Below are 22,437 nucleotides of genomic sequence, written 5' to 3'. Positions count from 1 at the left end.
AAACCTAATGGGGGCTGGTGTCGCCACCAACCCCCACTATCCTGAGATCAACCGCCCCTTGCCTGGGTTGAGCAAGGCGTCTCAGCTCAGGCGGTTGGGTCCTCGTCAGGGCATGCCCTGGCGATCGCCCGGCGTGCAGTGCCTATGTCCGGGGGGACGTCGGCCCTGCCGGACGCTGTCTGGATCCTGCTCGTCTTCCGCCCGAAGGCGTCGGAGTGGCATCGTCTTTCCAGCGGTCCCGTCGACCGTGCCAGCCAGGCTCGCCTTGCGGAAACCGGGCTATCACTTCGACTTTGTCCGAAATTGTCCGCCGTTGCCGGCTTACCGTTTCGGCCATGATGCAAAATTCCCACGCCGATCCGAGTCGCGCCAAGCACAATCGTCCTGTGGATAAATAGGATATCGGGGATAAGTTTAAGCCGCGGGGCGGCTTAAACTCGGCCGAAGAGCCGTGGCTCCGGGGGAGCCTAAACTCGGCCGAAGAGCCGTGGCCGCGGGGCGGCTTAAACTCAGGCTCCGGGGAGCCTGAACTCAGGCTGCGGGGCGGCTGAACTCGGCCGCCTGGCCGCAGCGACTGCTCCCTAGTGAAGCACGCCATCGGCGTCCAGCGCCCCGCCGCTCGGCTCACCCTGTCCGCGTGAAGGCCGATCCTCCCGAGGCTCGTCTTCCTCGCCCCGTGCGCGCGAATCAGCGAACAGCCGCGTCGCGATCTCGCCCGCGGCGACCGCGAGCGCAAGGCCGATCCGCTCGCTGCCCTTGCCGGCCTTGACCGCGGCGGCACCGGCGCCGGCGCCCGCCGCCTTCGCAGCTTTTTTCGCGCCCTTGTTGTCGGCGAGCGCGGTCGCGCCGGCGAGCAATGCGGCCGCGATCGCATCGGTGACCAGCGGGTTGCGCTCGGCCCAATCGACGATCGGCGCCACCGCCTTGCGCAGCTCCTTGGGCAGCTTGATCCCCGCAATCTCCTTGGGAACCTTGCCGGCCCGGCCCTTGGTCTTCTGGCCCTTGGTCTGCTTGCCCTTCTTCGCCATCGCTTTACCTCATCGCCTTGCGGCCGGGCACCTCATCGCCGTGCGGCCCGGGCCGCGCCGGACAGCGGTTCAGGGAAGCTCCTTCGCCGCCTCGAGCACCTGCTGCGCGTGACCGGGCACTTTGACCTTGCGCCAGATCCTGTGGATCGTGCCGGCACGATCAACGAGAAAGGTCGCGCGTTCGATCCCCATATATTTGCGGCCGTACAGGCTCTTTTCGACCCAGGTGCCGAACGCCTCGCACACGGTGCCGTCGACGTCCGAGGCCAGCGCGACCTTGAGGTCATATTTGCCGATGAACTTGCGATGCCGGGCCGGATCGTCCTTCGACACGCCCAAAATCCAGGTGCCCTCTTTCTCGAACTCGCCGGCAAGCGCGGTGAAATCCTGCGCCTCGCGGGTGCAGCCCGAGGTGTCGTCCTTCGGATAGAAATAGACGACCAACTTCTGGCCGCGGAAGTCGGCCGGGCTGACCGGCTGGCCCTCGAGCCCGACGAGCTTCACGTCGGGAACGATATCGCCTTCGCTGAGCATCATTGTTCCTCCGCTGCGGCGACGTCGCGCCAGGTTGCGGCGATGGTCTGCCGCCCCTCGGCGTGCGCCGCAAGCAGGCTGTCCCAATCCTCGAGCCCGCAGGCCCGCGCCACCAGCGCCCTGCTCTCCTCGGCCGGCTCGGCCGAGGTCGGCGAGACCAGGCGGAATGTCACCAACATCCGGGTCAGCAAGGCGTGCGCCGCCGCGATCCCCGGCGCAAGCAGCTGCTGCGCGATCAGCTCGCCGATCGCCGCGCCGAGCCGCGGCGTGAATGCGGTCGCCTCGCGCAGCTGGAGCACCTGTACCGCGAACTCGAGGTCGACCAGCCCGCCCTCGCCGAGCTTGATGTCGAACGGTCCGCCCGGCGGCTTGTGCGCGGCGATCTCGGCCCGCATGCGCACCGCGTCCGCGACCAATGTGGCGCGGTCGCGCGGCTGGCGCAGAGCCGCCGCGATGATGCGATCGAGCTCGGCGCGTGCCGGGGCCGAGCCGAAGATCGGGCGGGCGCGGGTCAGCGCCATATGCTCCCAGGTCCAGGCCTGGCTCGCCTGATATTGCTCAAAGCTCGGCAGCGACACCGCCAGCAGCCCGTCCTTGCCCGACGGCCGCAGCCGCGTGTCGACCTGGTAGAGCGGCCCCGCCGCGGTCGGCACGCTCAAAGCGGCGCTGACCCGCGGCGCGAGGCGGTTGAAGTAATCGGTCGCGCGCAGCGGCTTCGGGCCGTCCGAATGGCCCTCGTGCGTGCCGGTGAACAAATAGACGAGATCGAGATCCGACGCATGGGTCAGCTCCTCGCCGCCAAGCCGGCCGAGGCCGAGGACGACCAGTTCCGAGCCCGGCACGCGGCCGTGCGCCGCCTCGAACTCGCGCACGGTCGCCGCCGCGAGCACTTCGACCGCGGCCTCGGCGACACGCGCATAGCCGCCCGCGACGTCGAGCGGATCGCTGCGCGCGACGACGAGCTGCGCGCCCAGGGCGAAGCGGCGCTCGTTGACCTTGCGCCGGACTCGGTCGAGCAGAAGCTGATAATCCTCGCCGCCGCGCTCGGCGCTTGCGAATTCGGCGGCAAGCTGGGGCACCGTTCCGACCGGGTCGAACGCGCTGGCATCGATCAGCCCGTCGAGCATTTCGGGACGGCGGCCAAGCTCCTCGGCGAGCGCCGGCGCATGGCCGAGCAATTGCGCGAGAATTTGGGTGAGGCCGGGCCGTGCCTCGAGCAGGCGGTAGAAATTGACGCCGCTCGGCAGCTTGGTGACGATGTCGTCGAAGCGGTTCATCGCGCTCGACGAGGTCGGAGCGCCGCCGAACGCCTCGAGCAACGCCGGCAGCATCGCTTCGAACGCCTCGCGGGCGGCCGTCGCGGTCAGCGAGCGCGCCTTGCCCGAGCGCCAGCTTTCGATGCGCAGCCGCGCCGCCGCTTGATCCTCGAACCCCGCTTCGCCCAGCCAGCGCTCGAGCGCCTGCGGATCGGTCGGCAGCCGGCGCGCCTGCTCGCCGCCCATCTGGTCGTAGATCGTCGCGACCCGCGCGAGCGGCGCGCGCAGCAGGTCGAGCAAAGCGTCGCCGCCGGCAAGCCCGTGCAGCTGCGCGACATTGTCGAGCGCCGCCGGATCGGACGGCAGGCTGTGCGTCTGGCGGTCGTCGACCATCTGCAGGCGGTGCTCGATCGTGCGCTGCAGGCGATAGGCGCTGGCAAGATCCTCGGCCTCGCCGCGGTCGATGCGGCCGGCGGCGGCGAGCGCGGCGAGCGCCTCGAGCGTCGCCGGCGCGCGCAGCGCGGGCTCGCGCCCGCCGTGGATCAGCTGGTGGATCTGCGCGAAGAATTCGACCTCGCGGATGCCGCCGCGGCCGCGTTTGAGATCGAAGCCGGGGCCGAAATTCTGGCCCTGCGCATAATGATCGCGGATGCGGCTCGAGATCGACTGGATTTCGCCGATCGCGCCGAAATCGAGCGAACGGCGCCAGACGAACGGATGAATCGCGTCGAGGAAATAAGCGCCGACCGCCTGGTCGCCCGCGACCGCGCGCGCGCGGATGAACGCGGCGCGCTCCCACGGCAGCGCCGACGATTCATAATAGCCGATCGCCGCCTCGACCGGCAGCGCGATCGGAGTCGCCTCGGGCGAAGGCCGCAGCCGCAGATCGACTCTGAAGACATAACCGTTGCCGTCGCGCGTCTGGAGGAGGTCGACCACGCGCTGGCCGATCCGCACCGCGCCCTGGACCGGCTCCTCGCGCGGCTTCAACGGCAGGGTGGCCGGATCGTAGACGAACAAGAGGTCGATATCGGACGAGAAATTGAGCTCGCGGCTGCCGTGCTTGCCGAGCGCGATGATCGCGAAGCCGCGCGGCTCGAGGTCGGGGGTACGCTCGGCGATCGCCGCCGCCACCGCGCGATCGAGCGCGCTGTCGGCGAGATCGGACAGCCGCTCGACCACCGGCTCGAGCGGCAGCAGCCCGGCGAGATCGCCGATCGCCAGCGCGAGCGCGACGCCGCTGCGCTCGCGCCGCAGCGCGGCGGCGAGGTCCGGCGCTTCGCCGTGCGTGGCGGCCGCCAGCGCGGCATCGACCGATCCGGACAGCAAAGCCGCCGTGACGGCGGGACGATTTTCGAGCTGGTGCCGCAGGAACGGCGAATGCGCCCGCGCCCGCTCGATCGCCTCCGAAAGGCGATGCGCGGCGGGAGCATTCTCGTCTGCGCTGCGGGGGATTCCAGTGGCCATCGAAAAAGTTAATCCATTTTAGGTGCGCAACATTTGAAACCGCGAACAATGATGTTCGTTAGTCGATTGTGGATACGTTGAACTCCCAGAAAGGCGCCATGGCAAATGCCTCTACCAAGCGCTTCGTGAAGGTCGCTCCGCCGACCGTGCACGCCGGCGTCGGCAATGCCTTGCGCCAGGCCTATGCGATGGACGGCGAGCTGCGCTCGCTCAAGATGTTCGAGGCCCTGCTCGCGCGCCTCGATTGAGTTGCGCCCCGCCATTCAGCACCAGCCGTCCGAAGATCGGGCGTCTTCGAAGTCACCGGACCGGATCAGATGTCCCGGTCGCGGCTGAGCTCGTCGACTTCGCTCATGATGCTCTGCAGCGCGGTCTTGGTCGAATCGGTCTCGTGATCGCGGCGTGAGGGCAGCTTGCCGTCGGTCAGCAGCGCCTCGAGCGCGACGCGGCCGCGGGCAACCCGGCTCTTGATCGTTCCGACCGCGCAGCCGCAGATTTCGGCCGCTTCCTCATAAGCGAAGCCGCCGGCGCCGACGAGGATCAGCGCCTCGCGCTGCGGCTGCGGCAGATGCATCAGCGCGCGCTGCATGTCGCCGAGCTCGACGTGGCGATCCTGGCTGGCCGGAGCGGCGAGCAGCTTCGAGGCGGTCAGCTCGTCCCACTCGCCCTTGAAGCGCGCGCGCCGCATCTGGCTGAGGAAGAGGTTGCGCAGGATGATGAAGGTCCAGGCGCGCATGTTGGTGCCCGCCTGGAAGCGCTTGCGCGCCGCCCAGGCCTTGAGCAACGTCTCCTGGACGAGGTCGTCGGCGAGATCGCGGCTGCCCGAGAGCGACCGGCCAAAGGCGCGAAGATGCGGGATGACCTGCGCGAGCTGGTCCTTGAACTCGTCGTCGGGCAGCGGCGCCCATTCTTCGCGACCGTCACCGTCGACCGATGCTGGCTCTTCGCCCGCCATTCACGCTGCCCCTAAGACGAAATAATATGATCGAACGGCCGGGGGGCGGTGAGCACTCACCGCGGCCCCCGTGCGAAGGTAGGTGCTCAGCGCCAGACTAGCAATATCAGCGCGAACAGGAGGATGACCAGGCCGAGGCCGATCGACAGGACATAACGGGTCATGTGCGGCGTGGCGCCGGCCCGCGCTTCGGTGGTGCTGATGTGGGTTTCGCCTTCGTCCATGATCGCGGCGCTTCCTTTTTTGTTTTTCACGTCTTCGACCGCAACGCGTGCTGGATGAGGCGGTTCCACCCGCGCTCGGCGCAACCGCCCCATTCAGGCCAGGCGTTCAGGCCGGGATCGTCGCGCTGTCGAAGAACAAGGCCTGCGCGATCGCCGCCTTGACGGTCGAGCGCTGGAACGGCTTGGTGATCAGGAAGGTCGGCTCCGGGCGCTCGCCGGTCAGCAGCCGTTCGGGGAAGGCGGTGATGAAGATCACCGGCACCGAGAATTCCTGCAAGATGTCCTTGACCGCATCGATGCCCGAACTGTCGTCGGCGAGCTGGATGTCGGCGAGCACCAGGCCGGGCCGGCGCGCCAGCGCCTGCGCGACGGCTTCGTCGCGGGTCACCGCGACACCGGTCACATTATGGCCGAGATCGCGCACGATCGTCTCGATGTCCATCGCGATGATCGGCTCGTCCTCGATGATCAGCACTTCGGCGCGGGTCTGCCGCTCGATCTCGGCGAGCGCCTCGGCGACCAAAGAGTCGACCTCGTCGGGCGAGGCGCCGATCAGATAGCCGGCATCCTCGGGCGTGAAGCCCTCCATCGCGGTGAGCAGCAGCGCCTGGCGCGAATAAGGGGTGATGCGCGCGAGGCGCGCCTGGGCAATGCCCTCTTCGTCGCTGGCGGCGGTACCATCCGGATCCTCCTCGATGTTCGCCGAGGACCAGATAACGTGGAAGGTGCGGTAGAGCCCGAGGCGGGGATCGACGTCGCGGGGGAAATCATCGGGAGCGGCGACGATCGCCTCGAGCGTGGCGCGGACGAAATTATCGCCATGGGCCTGGCTCCCGGTCAGCGCGCGGGCATAGCGGCGCAGGAAGGGAAGATGCGGCGCGAGTTCCTGACCAAGCGACATTCGTTACGACTCCTCTTGAAACGTGCATTCTATTGGTTGGCTCGGACGGGCAATGCAACCCGCCAGGCCAGATCGAGCAGAATGAGCGCGGGTCCCGACAAGACGCATGGCCCATCTTTGGACATTCTGCGTGCGGCCACGCGGCCTGCGGTCCAAGACGGGAAGCGCTCGCGTCGCGCGGCAAAAGACGGCCCGACCCACTCCTTCTTCAGGGGTGGAACTAATGGCCCAGTTTTTTGTTTCCATGCCACCGCCAGCGGATTATTCGCCGGCGGGCGTGGGGCCTGATAATCAAGCTCGGCAGCAGTCGGCTGGTCGCCCAGGCATTAATGAATGCTGGCGCGGCTCCGGGCGCGAGGGGTAATGTTTTGAGCTTCGACAGTAAAAAGGATGGGGCGCGCCGCCGCAAGTCAGAGCGGCCTTCCAGCGGAACCAGCGTGAATTCACGAGCCAAGAACAAGACCCTTCCCGATTCGCCCGAAGTCGGCCGCGCACTGCGGTCGGTCTACGACGACACGTTGAACGAGAAGATTCCACCCGATTTGCTCGATCTGCTCGGCAAGCTCGGATAATCCGCGACCCTGACTTTGCCGTGGGATCGTTGCAGCCCATGTCTCGATCCCGCTTGCCGCCGCTCCGCAAAACCTTGGGAGTGAAATCTTTCGAACCGGGCACCCGTTCGCGCTACAAAGCCAGCTTGCGCGGAAAGACGTTGCGGCCGCTGATTATCCCGGGAGCGTCCTTCGACCCCCCCGTGTTTAGATGGGCCTGTTTGGACCCCCTGTCGGGTGGGCGTGTTGTATAAATCTGTTTGGACCAGTTTGATCGGACCCCAGCTTGATTGGACCGGCGTGAGCGAACGATCGTGATCGGACAATCGTGACCAGCGAGGACAATGGCTGGATCGCATCGCAATTCGCTCGGCTCTCGACCGGAGCGAAGATGCTGCTGATCCTGAGCGTGGGGCTATTCCCGCTCGGGCTGATCGCGATTCTCGCGTCGATCCAGAGCGCGCAGCAAAATCGCGCCGACGAACGCGACGAGATTGCGGCGCAAAGCGCGCTCAGCGCGCAACGGATCAATGCCTCGATTTCGCGCAGCATCCTGACCATTCATGCGGCCGGCATAGCGGTCGCGGCCACCCCGCCCGAATCGGGGATATGCGAGGCCACGCTGCGCCGGCTGTCGGGCGCGCCGACGTTCGGCGGCTCCTACGCGCTTTATGCCGGCGGCCGGCTGCGGTGCGCGACACCCGGTTTCGTGCCCCCGCCGCTGAGCGCTCAACCCCGCGCGCAACTCGGCGATCGGGCCAGCGATCGAGCCAGCGACCGGCCGGGCGACAGCCGCACGCGAGTGGAGATCAGCGAAGATGGCGAAGCGCTTCGCTTTGCCTTGTTCGACGAGCAGGGACGGATCGATGCCCTTGGCGAATATCCGCGGGCGCAGATCAATGCGCTCGCAGCGACGCCGGCGAGCAGGCGCGCGTTCGACCTCGAGCTGGTGCAAGGCGCCCGGCGGATGGTCCTGCGCGACGATTATGAGCAGCACCCCTGGGCGAGCGCGGTGCGGCTGTCGCAACCGATCGCAGACGGACAGCTTCAGCTGCGCATGACCGCTGCGGCAAATCCGATCAGCGCGGCCGAGCTGCTGATGATCCTGCTGCCGGTGATGATGTGGCTCGCCGCCGCCGTGATCGGCTGGCTGATCGTCGATCGGCTGCTGCTCAGGCCGCTGGTCAGCATGCAGCGCGCGATCTCCCGCTATCAACCGGGCGACCGCCAGATCGCGCTGCCGGCGCTGTCCACGCCCGCGCGCGAGATCGGCGAGCTCGGCCAGGCCTTCGACAAGGTCGCGAGGACCGTGGCTCGGCACGAGGGCGAGCTCGAGGCAGCGGTGGCGCGCCAGACCCGGCTGGTCCGCGAGGTCCACCACAGGGTGAAGAACAACCTCCAGGTCGTCGCCTCGCTGCTCAACCTCCACGCCCGCGGCTCGCGCAACGAGGACGTCGCCGCCGCTTATGCCTCGATCCAGCGAAGGGTCGACGCGCTCGCGGTCGTCCACCGCAACCATTATGCCGAGCTCGAGGAAAATCGCGGCGTCGCGCTCAAGCCGTTGATCTCCGAGCTCGCCGCCAATCTGCGCGCCACGGCGCCCTCTTCCGCGGCGCACATGGGGATCAGCGTCAACATCGAATCCTATTACGTCACCCAGGACGTTGCGGTGTCGATCGCGTTCCTGATCACCGAGATCATCGAATTCGTGATGTTTTCAGGGGCCGCCGCGCCGCGCATCTCGCTGACCGGCAACGGCGGCCAGACCGCGGATCTGGTGGTGCAGTCGGACAGCCTGCGCGGCGAGGCCCACCGCGACTCCGAATTGTTCGAACGTTTCGACCGGATCGTCACCGGCCTCTCGCGCCAGCTGCGCTCGACGATCGAGCGCGACATCGAGACGGGACGCTATTCGCTCGCCATCACCGTGATCGACAAAGGCGACACCTGACCCACCCGCGGGGCAAGAATCTTCGGCGCTTCCGCATGATAGGGCCCGCGGTTTCGCGCTCGGATCAGCTTCGGTCGTCGCGGCTCTTCTGATCGTCGACCGGAGGCCGTGCGCGCGACTGTTTCCTGGCCTGCTCGACATCCTCGGCGCTCTGGCCGAGTTCGGCCGCGACATCGGTGTTGCGGCGCTCGTCCTGGTGGACACCGTCGAGATCCGAATGCGGTGTGCTGGGCGGTGGTTTGGTCACGTCACTCTCCATCATTTCGCTACCAACCACCGGGCCTGCGAACGGTTGCCGCGAGGGGTGCCGGTCGTCCCGCGGACGGCCAGCCAAAGCGCATGACTCACGGTTCGTCTCATTTCGCCCTGCGAAATCGCTGTCGCACGCTTTTTTTCGAATTTCGGCGGAACCCCGTTCCTGCTTCGACGTTCAGCAATTCGGATAGTGACCTTTTGCCCCCCCGCTCTCGCTATCCAAGACACGAGCCCGGACGCGCCAACCTCCCCCCCCCGGTGGCGCCTCCGGGCTCAAATTTTATGTGCCGAATCAAGGCGCTGAACGGTGTGGATCAGAGCGGAAATCGCCTTGTGACGGCGGTGGAACCAAATCGAGAAGGCGCGCATTTAGCTTCCGCCGCTCGGCGTCCTTAGGCGACGCCCGGGACCTTCAGGAGACAGACCATGGTTCGCAAGTTTATCACCATCATCGCGCTGACGGGCAGCCTCGCGCTCGCCGCGTGCAACACGGTCGAAGGCGCTGGCCAGGACGTCTCGTCCGCCGGCGATGCGGTTTCCGACGCCGCCAAATAGAGTCACTTCGAATTTCGGGAAAAGGCGCCATCGTCGATGGCGCCTTTTTCTATGCCTACAGCTTTTTGTTACCGCATTGCCGCTTGCGAAAAGCCGGTACCCACCTTTTCGCGCAATGCTGGCTAGGGCCGCTCGGCGGCGGTAACGCGTCGGCGGCGGCGCTCGGTGAACCAGATCGCGATCAGCGCGATCTCGTAGAGCACGACGAGCGGGATCGCGAGCGTCAGCTGCGACACCACATCGGGCGGCGTCAGCACCGCCGCGATCGCGAAGGCGGCGACGATCGCATAGCGGCGCCCGGCCTTGAGCTGCGCGCGCGTGACGATCCCGGCGCGTTCCATCAGCATCAGCAGCACCGGCAGCAGGAACGCCACCCCGAAGCCGAAGATGAATTTGGTGACGAAATCGAGGTAATTTCCGACGCCTGGCAGCGCCGTTTGCTGCACCCCCCCGATATTGCCCTGATAACCGAGCAGGAAATGAAGCGCGAGCGGCACGGCGACGAAATAGGCCAGCGAGGCACCGATCAGGAACAGCAGGGGCGTCAGGAAAAGGAACGGCAGGAACGCGCGTTTCTCGTTGCGGTAGAGGCCGGGCGCAACGAATTGCCAGATCTGCGTCGCGACGATCGGGAAGGCGACCATGATCGCCGCGAAGAAGGCGACTTTGATCTCGACGAAAAATGCCTCGAAGATGTTGGTGTAGATCAGCCGCCCCTGCCCCGCCCGCAGCAGCGGCTGGACGAGGAACGCGAAAATCGGCCGCGCGAAATAGAGGCAGATGCCGAACGCGATCGCAACCGCGGCCACGCACCACAACAAGCGCCGCCTGAGCTCGATGAGATGATCGAGCAGAGGCGCACGGCTTTGATCGAGATCGCTCATGGCAGCGGCCGCGGGTCCACGGGCGGGTTGTCGTCGCCGGGGGCGGACTTGCCGCCGCCGGGCGCCTCGCGGGCCGCGCTGTCCGGACCGGAGATTACAGGCCCAGACGTTGCAGGGCCCGACGTACCGGGGCCCGACACATCGGGGTCCGACATACCGGGGCCCGACGCTTCAGGATGGGGCGGCAGCGACGGATATTCGCGCATGATCCGCTCATTCTCCGCCTTCCACTTCTGCTCCATTTCCTCGAGCTCGGCCTCGCGCATCATCGTGTCGAGGCCGATGCGGAAATGACGCGCCACGCCGCGCGCGCGCGCCACCCACTGGCCGACGGTGCGCATCAGGCGCGGCAGGTCCTTCGGCCCGATCACCACCAGGGCGACCACCGCGACGAGCAGGAATTCGGTTGGTGCGACGTCGAACACGCTCGTGTCCTCAGCCAGTCCGGCGCCTAGCGTTCGCCCCGCTGATCGCCCTCGGTCGTGCGGCTGCCTTCGATCGGCGGATCGAGCGGCTTCTCCTCGGCGATCCGCCGCGGCGGCGCGGGCGCGGGCTCATCATCCTCGCTCATGCCCTTCTTGAAGCTTTTCAATCCCTTGGCGACATCGCCCATCATGTCCGAAAAGCGGCCCTTGCCGAACAGCAGCAAGATGACAATGCCGACGATGAGCCAATGCCAAAGGCTGAAACCACCCATTTCAATTCTCCAGAAACACGTGGCGCGGAGTCTAGAGCCTGAATGGGGTTTGGCGAAACACTTAATTCCCCGGGGTTCGGGGCAGGATCATCCCTGGCTTACTCGTCCTCGGCCCTATTCCTCGTCGAGATCGCCTGCCCCCGCGAACTCCAGCTGCTCGAACGCGATGTCGACCGGATCGAGCAGGCCCGCCGCCTTGAGATCGTCGATGCCGGGCAGGTCGCGGCGGCTCTGCAGGCCGAAATGGTCGAGGAAGGCGGCGGTGGTCGCATAGGTCAACGGGCGCCCGGGCACCTCGCGCCGGCCGGCAGGGCGGACCCATCCCGCCTCCATCAGCACGTCGAGCGTGCCTTTGGAGATCTGGACGCCGCGGATCGCCTCGATCTCGGCGCGGCTGACCGGCTCGTGATAGGCGATGATCGCAAGCGTCTCGACGGCTGCGCGCGACAGCTTGCGCGTCTCGTCGCGCTCGCGCCGCAGGATATGCGCGAGATCGGGCGCGGTCTGGAAATGCCAGCGCCCGCCGCGCTCGACCAGCTCGATGCCGCGGCCGGCATAATGATCGACCAGAGTCTCGAGCGCTGCCGCAACGTCGACGTCTTCGCCAACATAGTCGCCGATCTCGCTGCTGGTCATCGGCGCGGTCGACGCGAACAAGGCCGCCTCAACCGCACGCACCGAATCGGGAGGAGCGCTCATGCGGCGCGAACGTAGAGCGGGGTGAAGGCGTCCTGCTGATCCAGTTCGAGCTTGCCTTGGCGGGCCAGCTCGAGCGTCGCCACGAAGCTCGACGCAAGCGCCGAGCGGCGGAAGGCGGGATCCTGCGTCTCGGGAAGGAAGCTTTCGAGCGCCGCCCATTCCAGCGCCGCGCCGACCATGCGCTCGACCCGCAGCAGCGCCTCCTCGAGCGTCATCACCGGCCGCCGGTTGATGACATGGATCGCCGGCTCGGCGCGCGCCCTGACCAGCCCATAGGTGGCGATGAGATCGTAAAGATCGACCTGCCATGCGGCCTTGCGGATCACGCGGAGGCCCTCGGGCGCGCCGCGCACGAACACGTCGCGGCCGATGCGGTCGCGGGCGAGCAGGCGGGCCCCGGCCTCGCGCATCGCGTTGAGCCGCTGCAAGCGCAGCTGGAGGCGAAGCGCGAGCTCCTCGGGGCTCGGATCGGCCTGCTCGTCCTTGGGCAGCAGCAGACAGGATTTGAGATAGGCGAGCCACGCCGCCATCACCAGGTAATCGGCCGCGATCTCGAGCTTGAGCTTCTTCGCATCGGCGATGAAGGCGAGATATTGGTCGACCAAGGCCAGGATCGAGATCTTGGCCAAATCCACCTTCTGCCCGCGCGCCAGGGTGAGCAGCAGGTCGAGCGGACCTTCCCAGCCGTCGAGTTCGAGCGTCAGCTGCTCAGCCGGCGGCGCCGCCTGGGGCTGCTCCCAATCCTCGTCGACCGTCATGTGCCGATCCTAACGCAGAAGCGGGGCAAGTCCAGATCGAGAAGCGGCGGGAAGAAGGCTAAACTGGCTCCACGTCACGCATAAGCGAGCAAGGCATCGCGCTTCGCCGCGGCTTCTTCGTAGGACGTGGCAGGAGCGCTCCCGGCGATCGTCGCCATCGCCCGTTCGAGGCGCTCGACCGAGGCCTCGCTCATCGCGCTCAGGCCCGAGGCGACCGCGCGCATCTCCGCCATGTCGCCCGAGCAGTGCAGCGCGACGTCGCAGCCGGCCGCGACGACGTCGCGGGCGCGGTCGGCGAAATCGCCCTGCAGCGCGTGCATGCCGAGATCGTCGGACATCAAAAAGCCTTCGAAACCGATCCGGCCGCGGATGATCTCGCCGATCACCTTGGGCGAAAGGCTCGCGCAACGCTCGGCGTCCCAGGCCGTGTAGACGACATGCGCGGTCATCCCCATCGGCGCGCTGCGCAAGGTCCGGAACGGCTCGATGTCGCGCTCCAATTCTTCCTCGCCGGCGGTCACCACCGGAAGCTCGATGTGGCTGTCGCTCATCGAGCGGCCGTGGCCGGGCATATGCTTGACGACGCCGACGACGCCGCCGTCGCGCAGCCCCTCGATCACGGCGCGGCCGAGCGCGGCGACCTGCATCGGCTCGGAGCCGAGCGCGCGGTCGCCGATAATGTCGTTCGCTCCGGCCTGACGGACGTCGAGCAGCGGCAGGCAATCGACGTTGATCCCGATCTCGTGGAGGATCGTCGCGATCGCCTGGGCATTGGCGCGCGCCGCCTCGATCGCGGAGACCGGCGCCACCTGGTAGAGATCGGCGAACCGCTCCGCCGTTGGAAAGGCGGGCCAGACCGGGGGCTGGAGCCGCGCGACCCTGCCGCCTTCCTGGTCGATCAGGATCGGAAGCCGATCACGGCCATGCAGCGCGCGAAGCTCGTCGGTCAGCGCGCGCATCTGTGCCCGGTCGCGGCAATTGCGCCCGAACACTATGTAGCCGGCCGGGTCCGCATCGCGGAAGAAGTCACGCTCGTCGGCGCTCAGCCTTTCGCCCGCAAACCCGTAAATCGCCGGCTGCATTCCCAATCGACGCCTGACTCAGCCGATCGATACGCAGGTCTCGCCAGCCACCCGCAAGCGACCGCAGACGCCCGACGCGTTCGGGCCGCCGGCGCGCAGGCGATAGAGCGTCTTGCCGCCGACGTTGACGGAGGTGACGCTGTGGCTGAGCGGCGCCAGATATTTGAACCGGCCGGACAGTGCCTTCCAGGCTTGCTCGGCCGAGGCATGGCTCGAGAAGGCGCCGAGCTGGATGCTCGCCTGCGCCGCCGGAGCGGCGGGCGCGGCCGGTGCGGCTTTCGGCTTGGGAGCCGGTGCCGCCACGGGCGCCGGGGCGACCGGCGCCTTGCTGACCGGCGCTTCGGGCACGGCATTGACGTTGATCGTTCCCTTGGGCTCCGATCCGGCGCTTGCGGCGAACGACGTGTCGCCTTGCCCGTCGACGCGCATCCCGCCGGGATCGTCGGGCTGGACCTTGTAATCACCCGCATCCGCGGTGATCAGCTCCGGCTCGCCGGTCTCGGCATTGCGGTTGCCCATCCAGAACAGGCCGCCGACGATCAGGCCGATCGCAGCGAGCCCGATCAGGACCGCGACGATCAGCTTGAGCGGCGAAGGGCCGTCCTCGTCCTCATCCTCGTCGACTGCTTCGAGCCACGGCAGCCGATCCTCGTCTTCGAGTGGCGTGGCATCATCGGCACGAATGTCTGTCATCAGTGCATCTCCTCCGCCGCGGCAACCCCCATGATGCCGAGGCCATTGCGGATAATCTGCCCTATTGCCGATGCCAGTTCCAGCCGCGCGCGCGTGGTTTCCGGCGCATTAACCAATAAAAAGCGTCGTTCTGGGTCATCATTGCCGCGATTCCAGTGCGCGTGCAGCGCTGCGGCGAGATCAGCCAGATAAAATGCGACTCGGTGCGGTTCGTGCGATTCGGCCGCCGCGGCGACGATTCGCGGGAATTGGGCGGCGAGCTTGATCAGCGCCAGCTCATCCTCGTCGAGCAAGCTCAGATCGGCCGGCGCGGCGAGGTCGATGCCCTCTTCCTTGGCCCGGCGATGCAGCGACGAGATTCGGGCATGGGCATATTGGACGTAGAAGACCGGATTGTCCTTCGACGCCTCGAGCACCTTGGCGAAATCGAAATCGAGCGGCGCGTCCGCGCGGCGCGTCAGCATCATGAAGCGCACCACGTCCTTGCCGACTTCCTGGACGACGTCGGCGAGGGTGACGAAGCTGCCGCTGCGCTTGGACATCTTCACCGGCTCGCCGGCGCGGAACAGGCGCACCATCTGGACCAATTTGACGTCGAGCTCGACCCGTCCGTCGGTGAGCGCCGAGACCGCGGCCTGGATCCGCTTGACGGTGCCGGCATGATCGGCGCCCCAGATGTCGATCAGGCTGTCGGCCCGCTCCGCCTTGCCGAGATGATAAGCCGCATCGGCACCGAAATAGGTCCAGCTGCCGTCGGACTTCTTCATCGGCCGGTCCTGGTCGTCGCCGAACAGGGTCGAGCGGAACAAGGTCAGCGCGACCGGCTCCCAATCGTCCGGTGTCTCGCCCTTCGGCGCCTCGAGCACGCCCTCGTAGACCAGTCCCTTCTCGCGCAAAGTCTCGAGCGCGCGGTCCGGAGCGCCGCTCGCCTGCACCTCGGCTTCGGAGGCAAATATGTCGTGGTGGATTCCGAGCTGCGCGAGATCGTTCCTGATCAGCTCGAGCATCGCGTCCACCGCCGCACGCTTGAACGGCGCGAGCCATTCGGCCTCGGGCGCGTCGGCGTAAAGGTCGCCGAATTCCGCGGCGAGGCGGGCGCCGACCGGCTTGAGATAGTCGCCGGGATAGAGGCCTTCGGGGATCTCGCCGACATCATGGCCGAGCGCCTCGCGGTAGCGCAGCCATGCCGAACGGGCGAGGATGTCGACCTGGTTGCCCGCGTCATTGACATAATATTCGCGGGTGACGTCGAAACCGGCATATTCGAGCAGATTGGCGAGCGCGTCGCCGACCACCGCGCCGCGGCAATGGCCGACGTGCATCGGGCCGGTCGGGTTGGCCGAGACATATTCGACGTTGACCCGCACGCCTGTACCGAGCGTGCCGCGGCCGTAATCGGCGCCGCTCGCGATGATCCGCTCGAGCTCCTCGCGCCAGACCTCGGGATCGAGCCGGACGTTGATGAAGCCGGGGCCGGCGATGTCGGCGCCCTGGACGAAGTCGAGCGCCTCGAGCTTGGGCGCGATCAGCGCGGCGAGCGCGCGCGGATTGGTGCCGGCAGGCTTGGCAAGCACCATCGCGGCGTTGGTCGCAAGATCGCCATGCGCTGGATCGCGCGGCGGCTCGGCGGTGATCGCGCGCCGCTCGAGACCGGGCGGGAGAGAACCCTCCGCTTCGAGCGCGTCGAGTACCGCATCGATGTGACCGGCAAAGCGGGCGTAGACAGTGCTCAAGCGTCGATCCGTGGGTGGAGTTCGGGAAAGGCGGCGCTGTAGCGGATGGGCGCGGCGAAGGTCCAGCGGTCGTTCTTGGGCCGCCGGAGCTCAGCTGTCGCGCTTCAAAAGCCCTCGGGCAGGCGCACCGGCCCGACATGTTGGCGGTACTGGGTGATCGCATAGCGGTCGGTCATGCCTGCCACGAAATCGCCGATCGTCCGCACCAGACCGGCCGTGGCGGCCGCATCCTGCCACTCGCGCGGCAGCAAGGCCGGATTGGCGCGATAGGCGTCGAACAGTCCGGCGAGCACCTTCTGCGCTTCTTCCGCCACCGCCCTCACCGGCGGCGAGCGGTACATATGCTCGAACAGGAAACGCCGCAAAGCGCGCTCTTCCTGCGCCAGCGCCGCGGAAAAGCCAGCCAAGGCGCCACCCGCGGCACGGACGTCGGCAGCGTCGGCCACACCGCTCGCGGCGAGCCGCCGCCGCGTCTCGTCGATCACGTCGTTGACCATCAGTCCGATCTGCTCGCGCACCAGCTCGGGCACGAGGCGGGCCTCGTCGACGTCGGCGAAGCGCGCTTTGACCTCGCCCCATTGGCGCGCCACCAGCGGCACCGTCAGCAGGTCGGACAAGGTGAACAGCCCGGCGCGCAGGCCGTCGTCGATGTCGTGATTGTCATAGGCGATATCGTCGGCGATCGCCGCGACCTGCGCCTCGAGCGATGGCCAGCTCGCCAGCTCGAGCGGGAATTCGGCATCGGCCTCGCGCAGCGCCCAATTGGGATCGGCGACCGGGCCGTTGTGCTTGGCCAGCCCTTCGAGCGCCTCCCAGCTGAGGTTCAGCCCGGCGTGACGCGGATAGGGGCGCTCGAGCCGGGTGAGCAGCCGCAAAGTGTGGGCATTGTGGTCGAAGCCGCCGGCATCGGCCATCGCCGCGGTCAGCGCCTCCTCGCCCGAATGGCCGAACGGCGGGTGGCCGATGTCGTGGGCGAGGCACAAGGCCTCGGTCAGATCCTCGTTGAGCGCCAGCGCGCGGGCGATCGTGCGGCCGATCTGCGCGACCTCGAGGCTGTGCGTCAGCCGGACCCGGAAATGATCGCCGTCGGGCGCGACGAACACCTGCGTCTTGTGGCGCAGGCGGCGGAACGGGATCGAGTGAATGATGCGGTCGCGGTCGCGCTGGAAAGCATCGCGCGGCCCGCGCGTCTCGCCGCTGCTCGAGCGGTGCAGCCGGCCGCGCGAGCGTGCAGGATCGGAGGCGTAGGGGGCCAGCGGCCTCACTTGGCGGGCAGCTTCTCGATCGCCTGGCCGGCTTCGCTCGTCCAGCTGAAGCCCGACAGATCGGCCTTGGCGAGCTGATTGACGAACTCGCGCGCCTCCTTGTCGGTGGCAAAGGGCCCGACGAGCAGGCGGTTGGTCGCCCGCAACGGCGTCGTCCAGGCGGTCTTGCCGGCGAACAGCTTCGGGGCCTTGGCCTTCAGTCGGGCGAATTCGCGCGGCAGCGATGCCTCATTGGCGCCGCCTGCGACCTGCACCCACACCCGGCTCGGATTCTTCGGTTTGGCCGCCTCGGCTTTCTTCGCGGCTTCAGCCTTTTTCGCGGCTTCGGTCTTCTTGGCCGTCTCCGTCTTCTTCGCGGTCTCCGCCTTCTTCGCAGCCTCCGCCTTCTTCACCGCATCGGCTTTTTTGGCGGCTTCAGCCTTGTCGGCACTTGCCTTGCGCGCGGCGCCCTCCGGCACCGCAACGGGCTCCTCGGGCGATGCTTCCTCCGGCAGCGTGGCGGGAAGCGCCGCGACGATCGCCGCGACGTCGGCAAAGCCGGTGAGGCGCGGTCGAGCGGACTCCGACGGCACCGCCACCGCGCTCGGCCCAAGCTCGGCCGGATCGATCGTGCGCGCCGTCTCCGCTGGCGCGGTCGGCACCGGCGCGGGCGGCGAGGCGGCGGCGCTCGCCACTGGCGCCTGGACTTGGACAGCCGCCGGGGCCTGGACAGGCGCCGGGGTCGGGGCAGGCGCCGGGGTTTGGGAAGACGGTTGTGCCTGCGCCAGCGGTTCCGGCGGGGCAGCCGCGATGCTCGTCGAGCTAGGCGGCGAAGCGGGAGGTGGCGCAACGGCCGGCGCTTGCGTCGCGATCTGCGGCGGCACTTCCGCCCGTACCGTCACGATCGGCTGAGGCTGAGGCTGCGGCGGCGGGGCGGAAATTTGTGGTGCGCGGACCGGCGGGGCCGCGACTGGCGCGGCAGCGACCGCAATGCCGCTGCGGGCCGGACTCGGCTGCGCGCTCTGCCTTTTTTCCTCACGCTTCCGCTTGCGGTCGCTGCGGGTGTCGGTGCGGCGCGTGTCGCGCGACGACCCACCGAGCGGCGCCTGGGCTGCGTCGGGACGCCCGGCGGCGGTCAGATCGGCCTGTGCCTGGGGCGGCGGCGGCGCAGCCGCGATTTGCATCGGGCCGTCGGGGAAATGGCCGAAATGGACGGCGAGCGCACGATCCGCCGCGTTGAGGGTCGGCAGCCGAGCGAGGAACGGCTGCATCGCCGCCGCCTGGGTGGGCATCACCGCCTGCACCGCAGCGGTCGCGCCGGCCGTGTCGCCGGTGAGCGCCAGGATGAACGCACGCGTCCGCCATGCGGCTTGGTCGCGGTGCCGCAGCTGATCGTCGATCGCCGCAATCGCGGGTCCGCGATCGCCGCTGATCGCCAGCGACAGCGCCAGCCGACGCCTCACCTCCGCGTCGTCGGCGCGCCGCAGCGACAGCTGATAGTCGCGCTGGGCGCGACGCGGATTGCCGAGCAGATCGAAGGCGAGCCCGCGGTCGCCCGCGAATTCGGCCTCGGGCACGCCAAGCGCGAGCGCATTGTCAAAGAAGGTGAGTGCGGTCTGCGGCTGCTCGACCATCACCAGCGCCGACCCGATGCCGGCCTTGATACGCCCGTCGCGCGGCGCGATCTCCTCGGCGCGGACGTAGAAGCTCAGCGCCGATTGCGGGTCGCCGAGCGCGATCGCGGCCTTTCCGGCGCCGGTCAGCGCCGCGACGTTGCGCGGATCGGCGGCGATCGCCGTGAGGTGGCGCGACAGGGTCGTGCCCGGATCCTCGGGCACCCGGGCGTAGCTCCCGGCCGGCGCCGATTGAGGCTGCGTCCGCGCCTGGGCCTGCGCGGCGCCGCCACACAGCGATCCGATCGCCGCGAGCGCGATTATGCGTTTCAGCACGAGAGTGCGGCTGAAGCAGAGCCCAGCCGCCTCCGTTCCATCTGTGAAGTCATGGCCGACGATAAGCGGCCCGAATGCTGTACCGGCAATGTCCGGCCGGCATGATCTGCGGTCAGTCGGTTCGTGCCGGCGATGAACGGCACGTTGTCGCCGCCGTTGCGATCGCCCGACGCCTATTGATTGTTCTGGCGGTTGAGGAACCGCGGGATGTCGAGCGGATCGCGGGTGGTGTGCGGAGTTTCCTCCTCCACCTGCGCCTTGGCGGCGCCGCGGGCCAGATTCGACATGCGCTCGAACAACGTCCCACCTTCACGGCGCGGTGCCGGTGCAGCCTCGGGCTCGCCGGTCAGCCAGGTGCGCGTGCCGGGCGCCTGCGCGCCGGCACCCACCTCTGCCGCATCGTCGATCAGATTGGTGTCGCCCTCGGCTTCGACCATGCTGCCGGTGTCGAGCAGAAGCTCGCCCTCGTCCTCGGCCGTGGCATCGAGCGGCAGCTCGGCGGGAGCCGCCATTTCCTCGGTGAGGTCGAACTCGGCGACTTCGGTGGTCGGCTCTTCGACGGCCGGCTCCGGGGCTTCCGCAACCGGAGCGGTGGAGGGCTGAACCGCGGGCTTGGCGATTTCCGCCTGGCGGGCCGCGGCCGGGAAAGCGAAGACCTTCGCCGGGGTCGGCTGATGGACCGCTTCGGCATCGATGCCGGTCGCGACGACCGAGACGCGGATCTTGCCTTCGAGATCGTTGTTGAACGCCGAACCCCAGATGATGTTGGCGTCGGGATCGACCAGGTCCTTGATGTGATTGGCGGCCTCGTCGACCTCCATCAGGCGCATGTCCTCGCCGCCGGTGATCGAGATGATCACGCCGCGCGCGCCGCGCATCGACACGCCGTCGAGCAGCGGATTGGCGATCGCCTGCTCGGCGGCCTCGATCGCGCGATTGTCGCCGCCGGCCTCGCCGGTGCCCATCATCGCCTTGCCCATCTCGCCCATCACCGAGCGGACGTCGGCGAAATCGAGGTTGATCAGGCCGGGCATGACCATCAGGTCCGTGATGCCGCGGACGCCCTGCTGGAGCACCTCATCGGCCATCTGAAACGCTTCCTTGAAGGTCGTGTTCGGGTTGGCGATGCGGAACAGATTCTGGTTGGGGATGACGATCAACGTGTCGACGAATTGCTGAAGCTCGTCGATGCCGGCATCGGCCGCGCGGCCGCGGCGCGAGCCTTCGAAGCTGAACGGCTTGGTGACGACGCCGACGGTGAGGATGCCGCGGTCGCGCGCGATCTTGGCGATCACTGGAGCAGCGCCGGTGCCGGTGCCGCCGCCCATCCCGGCGGCAATGAAGCACATGTGCGCGCCGTCGAGCGCCTTTTCGATCTCCGCCATCGTCTCTTCGGCGGCGGCCTTGCCGATCTCCGGCCGCGAGCCGGCGCCGAGGCCCTGAGTGATCTTCAGGCCGAGCTGGATGCGCTGATCGGCGCGCGACGCGTTGAGCGCCTGCGCATCGGTGTTGGCGACAATGAAATCAACGCCCTGAACATCGCTGTTGATCATGTTAGCAATCGCATTGCCGCCAGCGCCGCCGACGCCGATCACGCTGATCCGAGGCCGAAGCTCATCCACTTCCGGTCGGATGAAATCGATGCTCATGCGAGTGTCTCCCCTGTGCTCAGCGCGTCCACAAGCGCTCCTAAACGCCTTTTGCACCATGCGATTCGCCCGTGCGAGCAAAAAGTTAACGGCTCAGTAATTTTTCTTAATACTGAGTCCGAAATGCCGCGATCAGGCGCTGGAGAAGGCTGTCGCCCTCCGCTTTCCGCACGATCGAACCGGGCGCCATGACCTGGCGCAGGTCAAGCTCGTCCGACGCTGCGAATTGGGCGAGCCCTGCGAGCGTCGAAAAGGCCGGCCCGCTGTGCGCTTCGGGAAGGCCCGGCAGCTTGGGCCGGCCGACGCGCACGGCCCGGCCGAGCACGCCCTGAGCATAATCGGCAATGCCCTTCAGCTCGGACGCGCCGCCGGTCAGCACCACCTGGCGCCCGAAGGGGCCGGCGAAGCCAAGCTCTTTCAGCGCATTCGCAATCTCGCCGGTAAGATGCTCCAGGCGCTGGCGAATGACCGCGATCAATTGCGCGCGCGTGATCCGCGCCGCCTCGGTGCCGTCCTCGCCGCCGGCGATCGGCACCAGCTCGATCATGTCGTGATTGTCGCGCGGCGAGGTCGACGCCGAACCATAGAAGCATTTCATCCGCTCGGCTTCGGTGCGGCGGGTGCCGAATGCCGAGGCGATGTCGTCGGTAATGTCGATCCCGCCGATCTGCAGCGACTTGAGCCCGACCAGCATGCCGCCGGCGAAGACCGAGACGTTGGTCACGCCGCCGCCAAGCTCGACCAAGGCGACGCCGAGCTCGCGCTCCTCCTCGCTGAGGCAGGCCTTGCCCGCGGCGACCGGCGAGGCGACGATCGCGGAGACGCCGAGATGCGCCGAGCGCACGCACAAGTCGAGGTTGCGCACCGGCGCCGGATCGGCGGCGACGACGTGGATGTCCACCGCGAGCTTGTCGGCATGCAGACCGAGCGGGTTCTTGACGCCTTGCAGCCCATCGAGCGTGTAGAGCGCAGGCAGCGCGTGCAGCACCATCCGCCCCTGCGGGTCGATCGCATCGCGGCCGACCGTCAGCAGCTGATCGATGTCGTCGCGCTCGATGCGGTCGCCGCCGATCTCGACCTCGACGTTGGCGACCGTGCTGATCAGTCCGCCCGCCGAAAAGCCGACGAACACGTCTTCGATGTTGGTGGCCGCGATGCGCTCCGCCTGCTCGACCGCTTCGCGCACGGTGGCTTCGGTCCGCTCCATGTCGGCGATGAAGCCGCGGCGAATGCCGCGGCTTTCGCGCTGGCCGGTCCCGAGGATCTTGAGTCCGCCATTCTCCTCCGGCTCCGCGATCAGCGCGCAGACCTTCGACGAGCCGATGTCGACTGCGGTGACGAGCTTCCTGACCTGCGGCGGCGCCATTTCTTC

The 22,437-nt window shown here is 67.8% G+C and carries 23 protein-coding genes; 4 read left to right on the top strand and 19 right to left on the bottom strand.

What is annotated here, in order from left to right:
- Positions 1-581: 581 nt before the first annotated feature.
- The 3 genes from V6M48_RS06325 to V6M48_RS06315 form a co-directional block, all read right to left on the bottom strand.
- Positions 582-1,028 carry a hypothetical protein gene (locus tag V6M48_RS06325; RefSeq protein WP_332811684.1) on the bottom strand — a complete coding sequence of 149 codons (447 nt, stop codon included), beginning with the start codon at positions 1,026-1,028 and terminating at the stop codon, positions 582-584.
- Positions 1,029-1,097: 69 nt separating this feature from the next.
- Positions 1,098-1,562: a peroxiredoxin gene (locus tag V6M48_RS06320; RefSeq protein WP_332811683.1), complete on the bottom strand. Its 465-nt coding sequence runs from the start codon at positions 1,560-1,562 to the stop codon at positions 1,098-1,100.
- A complete protein-coding gene (locus V6M48_RS06315; protein ID WP_332811682.1) occupies positions 1,562-4,285 on the bottom strand; it encodes a bifunctional [glutamine synthetase] adenylyltransferase/[glutamine synthetase]-adenylyl-L-tyrosine phosphorylase in 2,724 nt (907 codons plus the stop codon). The genes V6M48_RS06320 and V6M48_RS06315 overlap by 1 nt, the downstream gene beginning before the upstream one ends.
- 98 nt (positions 4,286-4,383) lie before the next feature.
- Between V6M48_RS06315 and V6M48_RS06310 the strand changes: the two genes are divergently transcribed.
- Positions 4,384-4,533, top strand: coding sequence for a hypothetical protein (locus V6M48_RS06310; RefSeq protein ID WP_332811681.1), 150 nt, complete (start codon positions 4,384-4,386; stop codon positions 4,531-4,533).
- Positions 4,534-4,598: 65 nt separating this feature from the next.
- Here the strand turns inward: V6M48_RS06310 and V6M48_RS06305 are convergent, their stop codons facing one another.
- From V6M48_RS06305 to V6M48_RS06295, 3 genes are all read right to left on the bottom strand, one after another.
- Positions 4,599-5,240, bottom strand: a complete 642-nt coding sequence (locus V6M48_RS06305; protein ID WP_332811680.1) for a sigma-70 family RNA polymerase sigma factor — start codon at positions 5,238-5,240, stop codon at positions 4,599-4,601.
- Positions 5,241-5,326: 86 nt separating this feature from the next.
- Complete coding sequence (locus V6M48_RS06300) at positions 5,327-5,464, bottom strand: hypothetical protein (protein ID WP_332811679.1); 138 nt, start codon at positions 5,462-5,464, stop codon at positions 5,327-5,329.
- Between the two features lie 106 nt (positions 5,465-5,570).
- Positions 5,571-6,365 carry a response regulator gene (locus tag V6M48_RS06295; protein ID WP_332811678.1) on the bottom strand — a complete coding sequence of 265 codons (795 nt, stop codon included), beginning with the start codon at positions 6,363-6,365 and terminating at the stop codon, positions 5,571-5,573.
- 437 nt (positions 6,366-6,802) lie between these two features.
- Here V6M48_RS06295 and V6M48_RS06290 point away from each other — a divergent pair, with 437 nt between their 5' ends.
- Together V6M48_RS06290 and V6M48_RS06285 are read left to right on the top strand one after the other, a co-directional pair.
- Positions 6,803-6,937 carry a NepR family anti-sigma factor gene (locus V6M48_RS06290; RefSeq protein WP_332811677.1) on the top strand — a complete coding sequence of 45 codons (135 nt, stop codon included), beginning with the start codon at positions 6,803-6,805 and terminating at the stop codon, positions 6,935-6,937.
- Positions 6,938-7,244: 307 nt separating this feature from the next.
- On the top strand, positions 7,245-8,867 hold the full coding sequence (locus V6M48_RS06285; RefSeq protein ID WP_332811676.1) for a sensor histidine kinase: 1,623 nt from the start codon (positions 7,245-7,247) through the stop codon (positions 8,865-8,867).
- A gap of 64 nt (positions 8,868-8,931) precedes the next feature.
- Here the strand turns inward: V6M48_RS06285 and V6M48_RS06280 are convergent, their stop codons facing one another.
- Complete coding sequence (locus tag V6M48_RS06280; protein ID WP_332811675.1) at positions 8,932-9,114, bottom strand: hypothetical protein; 183 nt, start codon at positions 9,112-9,114, stop codon at positions 8,932-8,934.
- 434 nt (positions 9,115-9,548) lie between these two features.
- On the opposite strand from V6M48_RS06280, the gene V6M48_RS06275 reads away from it, so the two are divergent.
- On the top strand, positions 9,549-9,677 hold the full coding sequence (locus tag V6M48_RS06275; protein ID WP_332811674.1) for an entericidin A/B family lipoprotein: 129 nt from the start codon (positions 9,549-9,551) through the stop codon (positions 9,675-9,677).
- Positions 9,678-9,799: 122 nt separating this feature from the next.
- On the opposite strand, the gene tatC is transcribed toward V6M48_RS06275, so the two are convergent.
- The 12 genes from tatC to ftsA all read right to left on the bottom strand — a co-directional run bounded on the left by tatC (position 9,800) and on the right by ftsA (position 22,431).
- On the bottom strand, positions 9,800-10,561 hold the full coding sequence (gene tatC, locus V6M48_RS06270) for a twin-arginine translocase subunit TatC (protein ID WP_332811673.1): 762 nt from the start codon (positions 10,559-10,561) through the stop codon (positions 9,800-9,802).
- Positions 10,558-10,986 carry a Sec-independent protein translocase protein TatB gene (gene tatB / locus V6M48_RS06265; RefSeq protein WP_332811672.1) on the bottom strand — a complete coding sequence of 143 codons (429 nt, stop codon included), beginning with the start codon at positions 10,984-10,986 and terminating at the stop codon, positions 10,558-10,560. Before tatB ends, tatC begins: the two co-directional genes overlap by 4 nt.
- Before the next feature lie 26 nt (positions 10,987-11,012).
- Complete coding sequence (locus V6M48_RS06260; protein ID WP_332811671.1) at positions 11,013-11,258, bottom strand: twin-arginine translocase TatA/TatE family subunit; 246 nt, start codon at positions 11,256-11,258, stop codon at positions 11,013-11,015.
- A 114-nt stretch (positions 11,259-11,372) separates the two neighbouring features.
- A complete protein-coding gene (scpB, locus tag V6M48_RS06255) occupies positions 11,373-11,957 on the bottom strand; it encodes an SMC-Scp complex subunit ScpB (protein WP_332811670.1) in 585 nt (194 codons plus the stop codon).
- Positions 11,954-12,715: a segregation and condensation protein A gene (locus tag V6M48_RS06250; protein ID WP_332811669.1), complete on the bottom strand. Its 762-nt coding sequence runs from the start codon at positions 12,713-12,715 to the stop codon at positions 11,954-11,956. The genes scpB and V6M48_RS06250 overlap by 4 nt, the downstream gene beginning before the upstream one ends.
- A 74-nt stretch (positions 12,716-12,789) precedes the next feature.
- On the bottom strand, positions 12,790-13,797 hold the full coding sequence (gene nagZ / locus V6M48_RS06245) for a beta-N-acetylhexosaminidase (protein WP_332811668.1): 1,008 nt from the start codon (positions 13,795-13,797) through the stop codon (positions 12,790-12,792).
- An 18-nt stretch (positions 13,798-13,815) separates the two neighbouring features.
- Positions 13,816-14,490: an SPOR domain-containing protein gene (locus V6M48_RS06240; RefSeq protein ID WP_332811667.1), complete on the bottom strand. Its 675-nt coding sequence runs from the start codon at positions 14,488-14,490 to the stop codon at positions 13,816-13,818.
- On the bottom strand, positions 14,490-16,223 hold the full coding sequence (gene argS, locus V6M48_RS06235) for an arginine--tRNA ligase (RefSeq protein ID WP_332811666.1): 1,734 nt from the start codon (positions 16,221-16,223) through the stop codon (positions 14,490-14,492). Before argS ends, V6M48_RS06240 begins: the two co-directional genes overlap by 1 nt.
- Before the next feature lie 104 nt (positions 16,224-16,327).
- Positions 16,328-17,488 (bottom strand): deoxyguanosinetriphosphate triphosphohydrolase, encoded by a 1,161-nt coding sequence (locus V6M48_RS06230; protein ID WP_332811665.1) that lies wholly within the window; start codon positions 17,486-17,488, stop codon positions 16,328-16,330.
- On the bottom strand, positions 17,485-19,416 hold the full coding sequence (locus V6M48_RS06225; protein WP_332811664.1) for an SPOR domain-containing protein: 1,932 nt from the start codon (positions 19,414-19,416) through the stop codon (positions 17,485-17,487). The genes V6M48_RS06230 and V6M48_RS06225 overlap by 4 nt, the downstream gene beginning before the upstream one ends.
- 173 nt (positions 19,417-19,589) lie before the next feature.
- Positions 19,590-21,065: a cell division protein FtsZ gene (gene ftsZ / locus V6M48_RS06220; protein WP_332811663.1), complete on the bottom strand. Its 1,476-nt coding sequence runs from the start codon at positions 21,063-21,065 to the stop codon at positions 19,590-19,592.
- 106 nt (positions 21,066-21,171) lie between these two features.
- Positions 21,172-22,431 (bottom strand): cell division protein FtsA, encoded by a 1,260-nt coding sequence (ftsA, locus tag V6M48_RS06215; protein WP_332811662.1) that lies wholly within the window; start codon positions 22,429-22,431, stop codon positions 21,172-21,174.
- Positions 22,432-22,437 lie beyond the last annotated feature (6 nt).

Origin of the sequence: Sphingomonas sp. (genome assembly GCF_036677245.1) — a bacterium.
GTDB lineage: Bacteria > Pseudomonadota > Alphaproteobacteria > Sphingomonadales > Sphingomonadaceae > Allosphingosinicella.
Note: the sequence above shows the minus strand (reverse complement) of the source record. Positions and strands in the feature narration are given on the sequence as shown.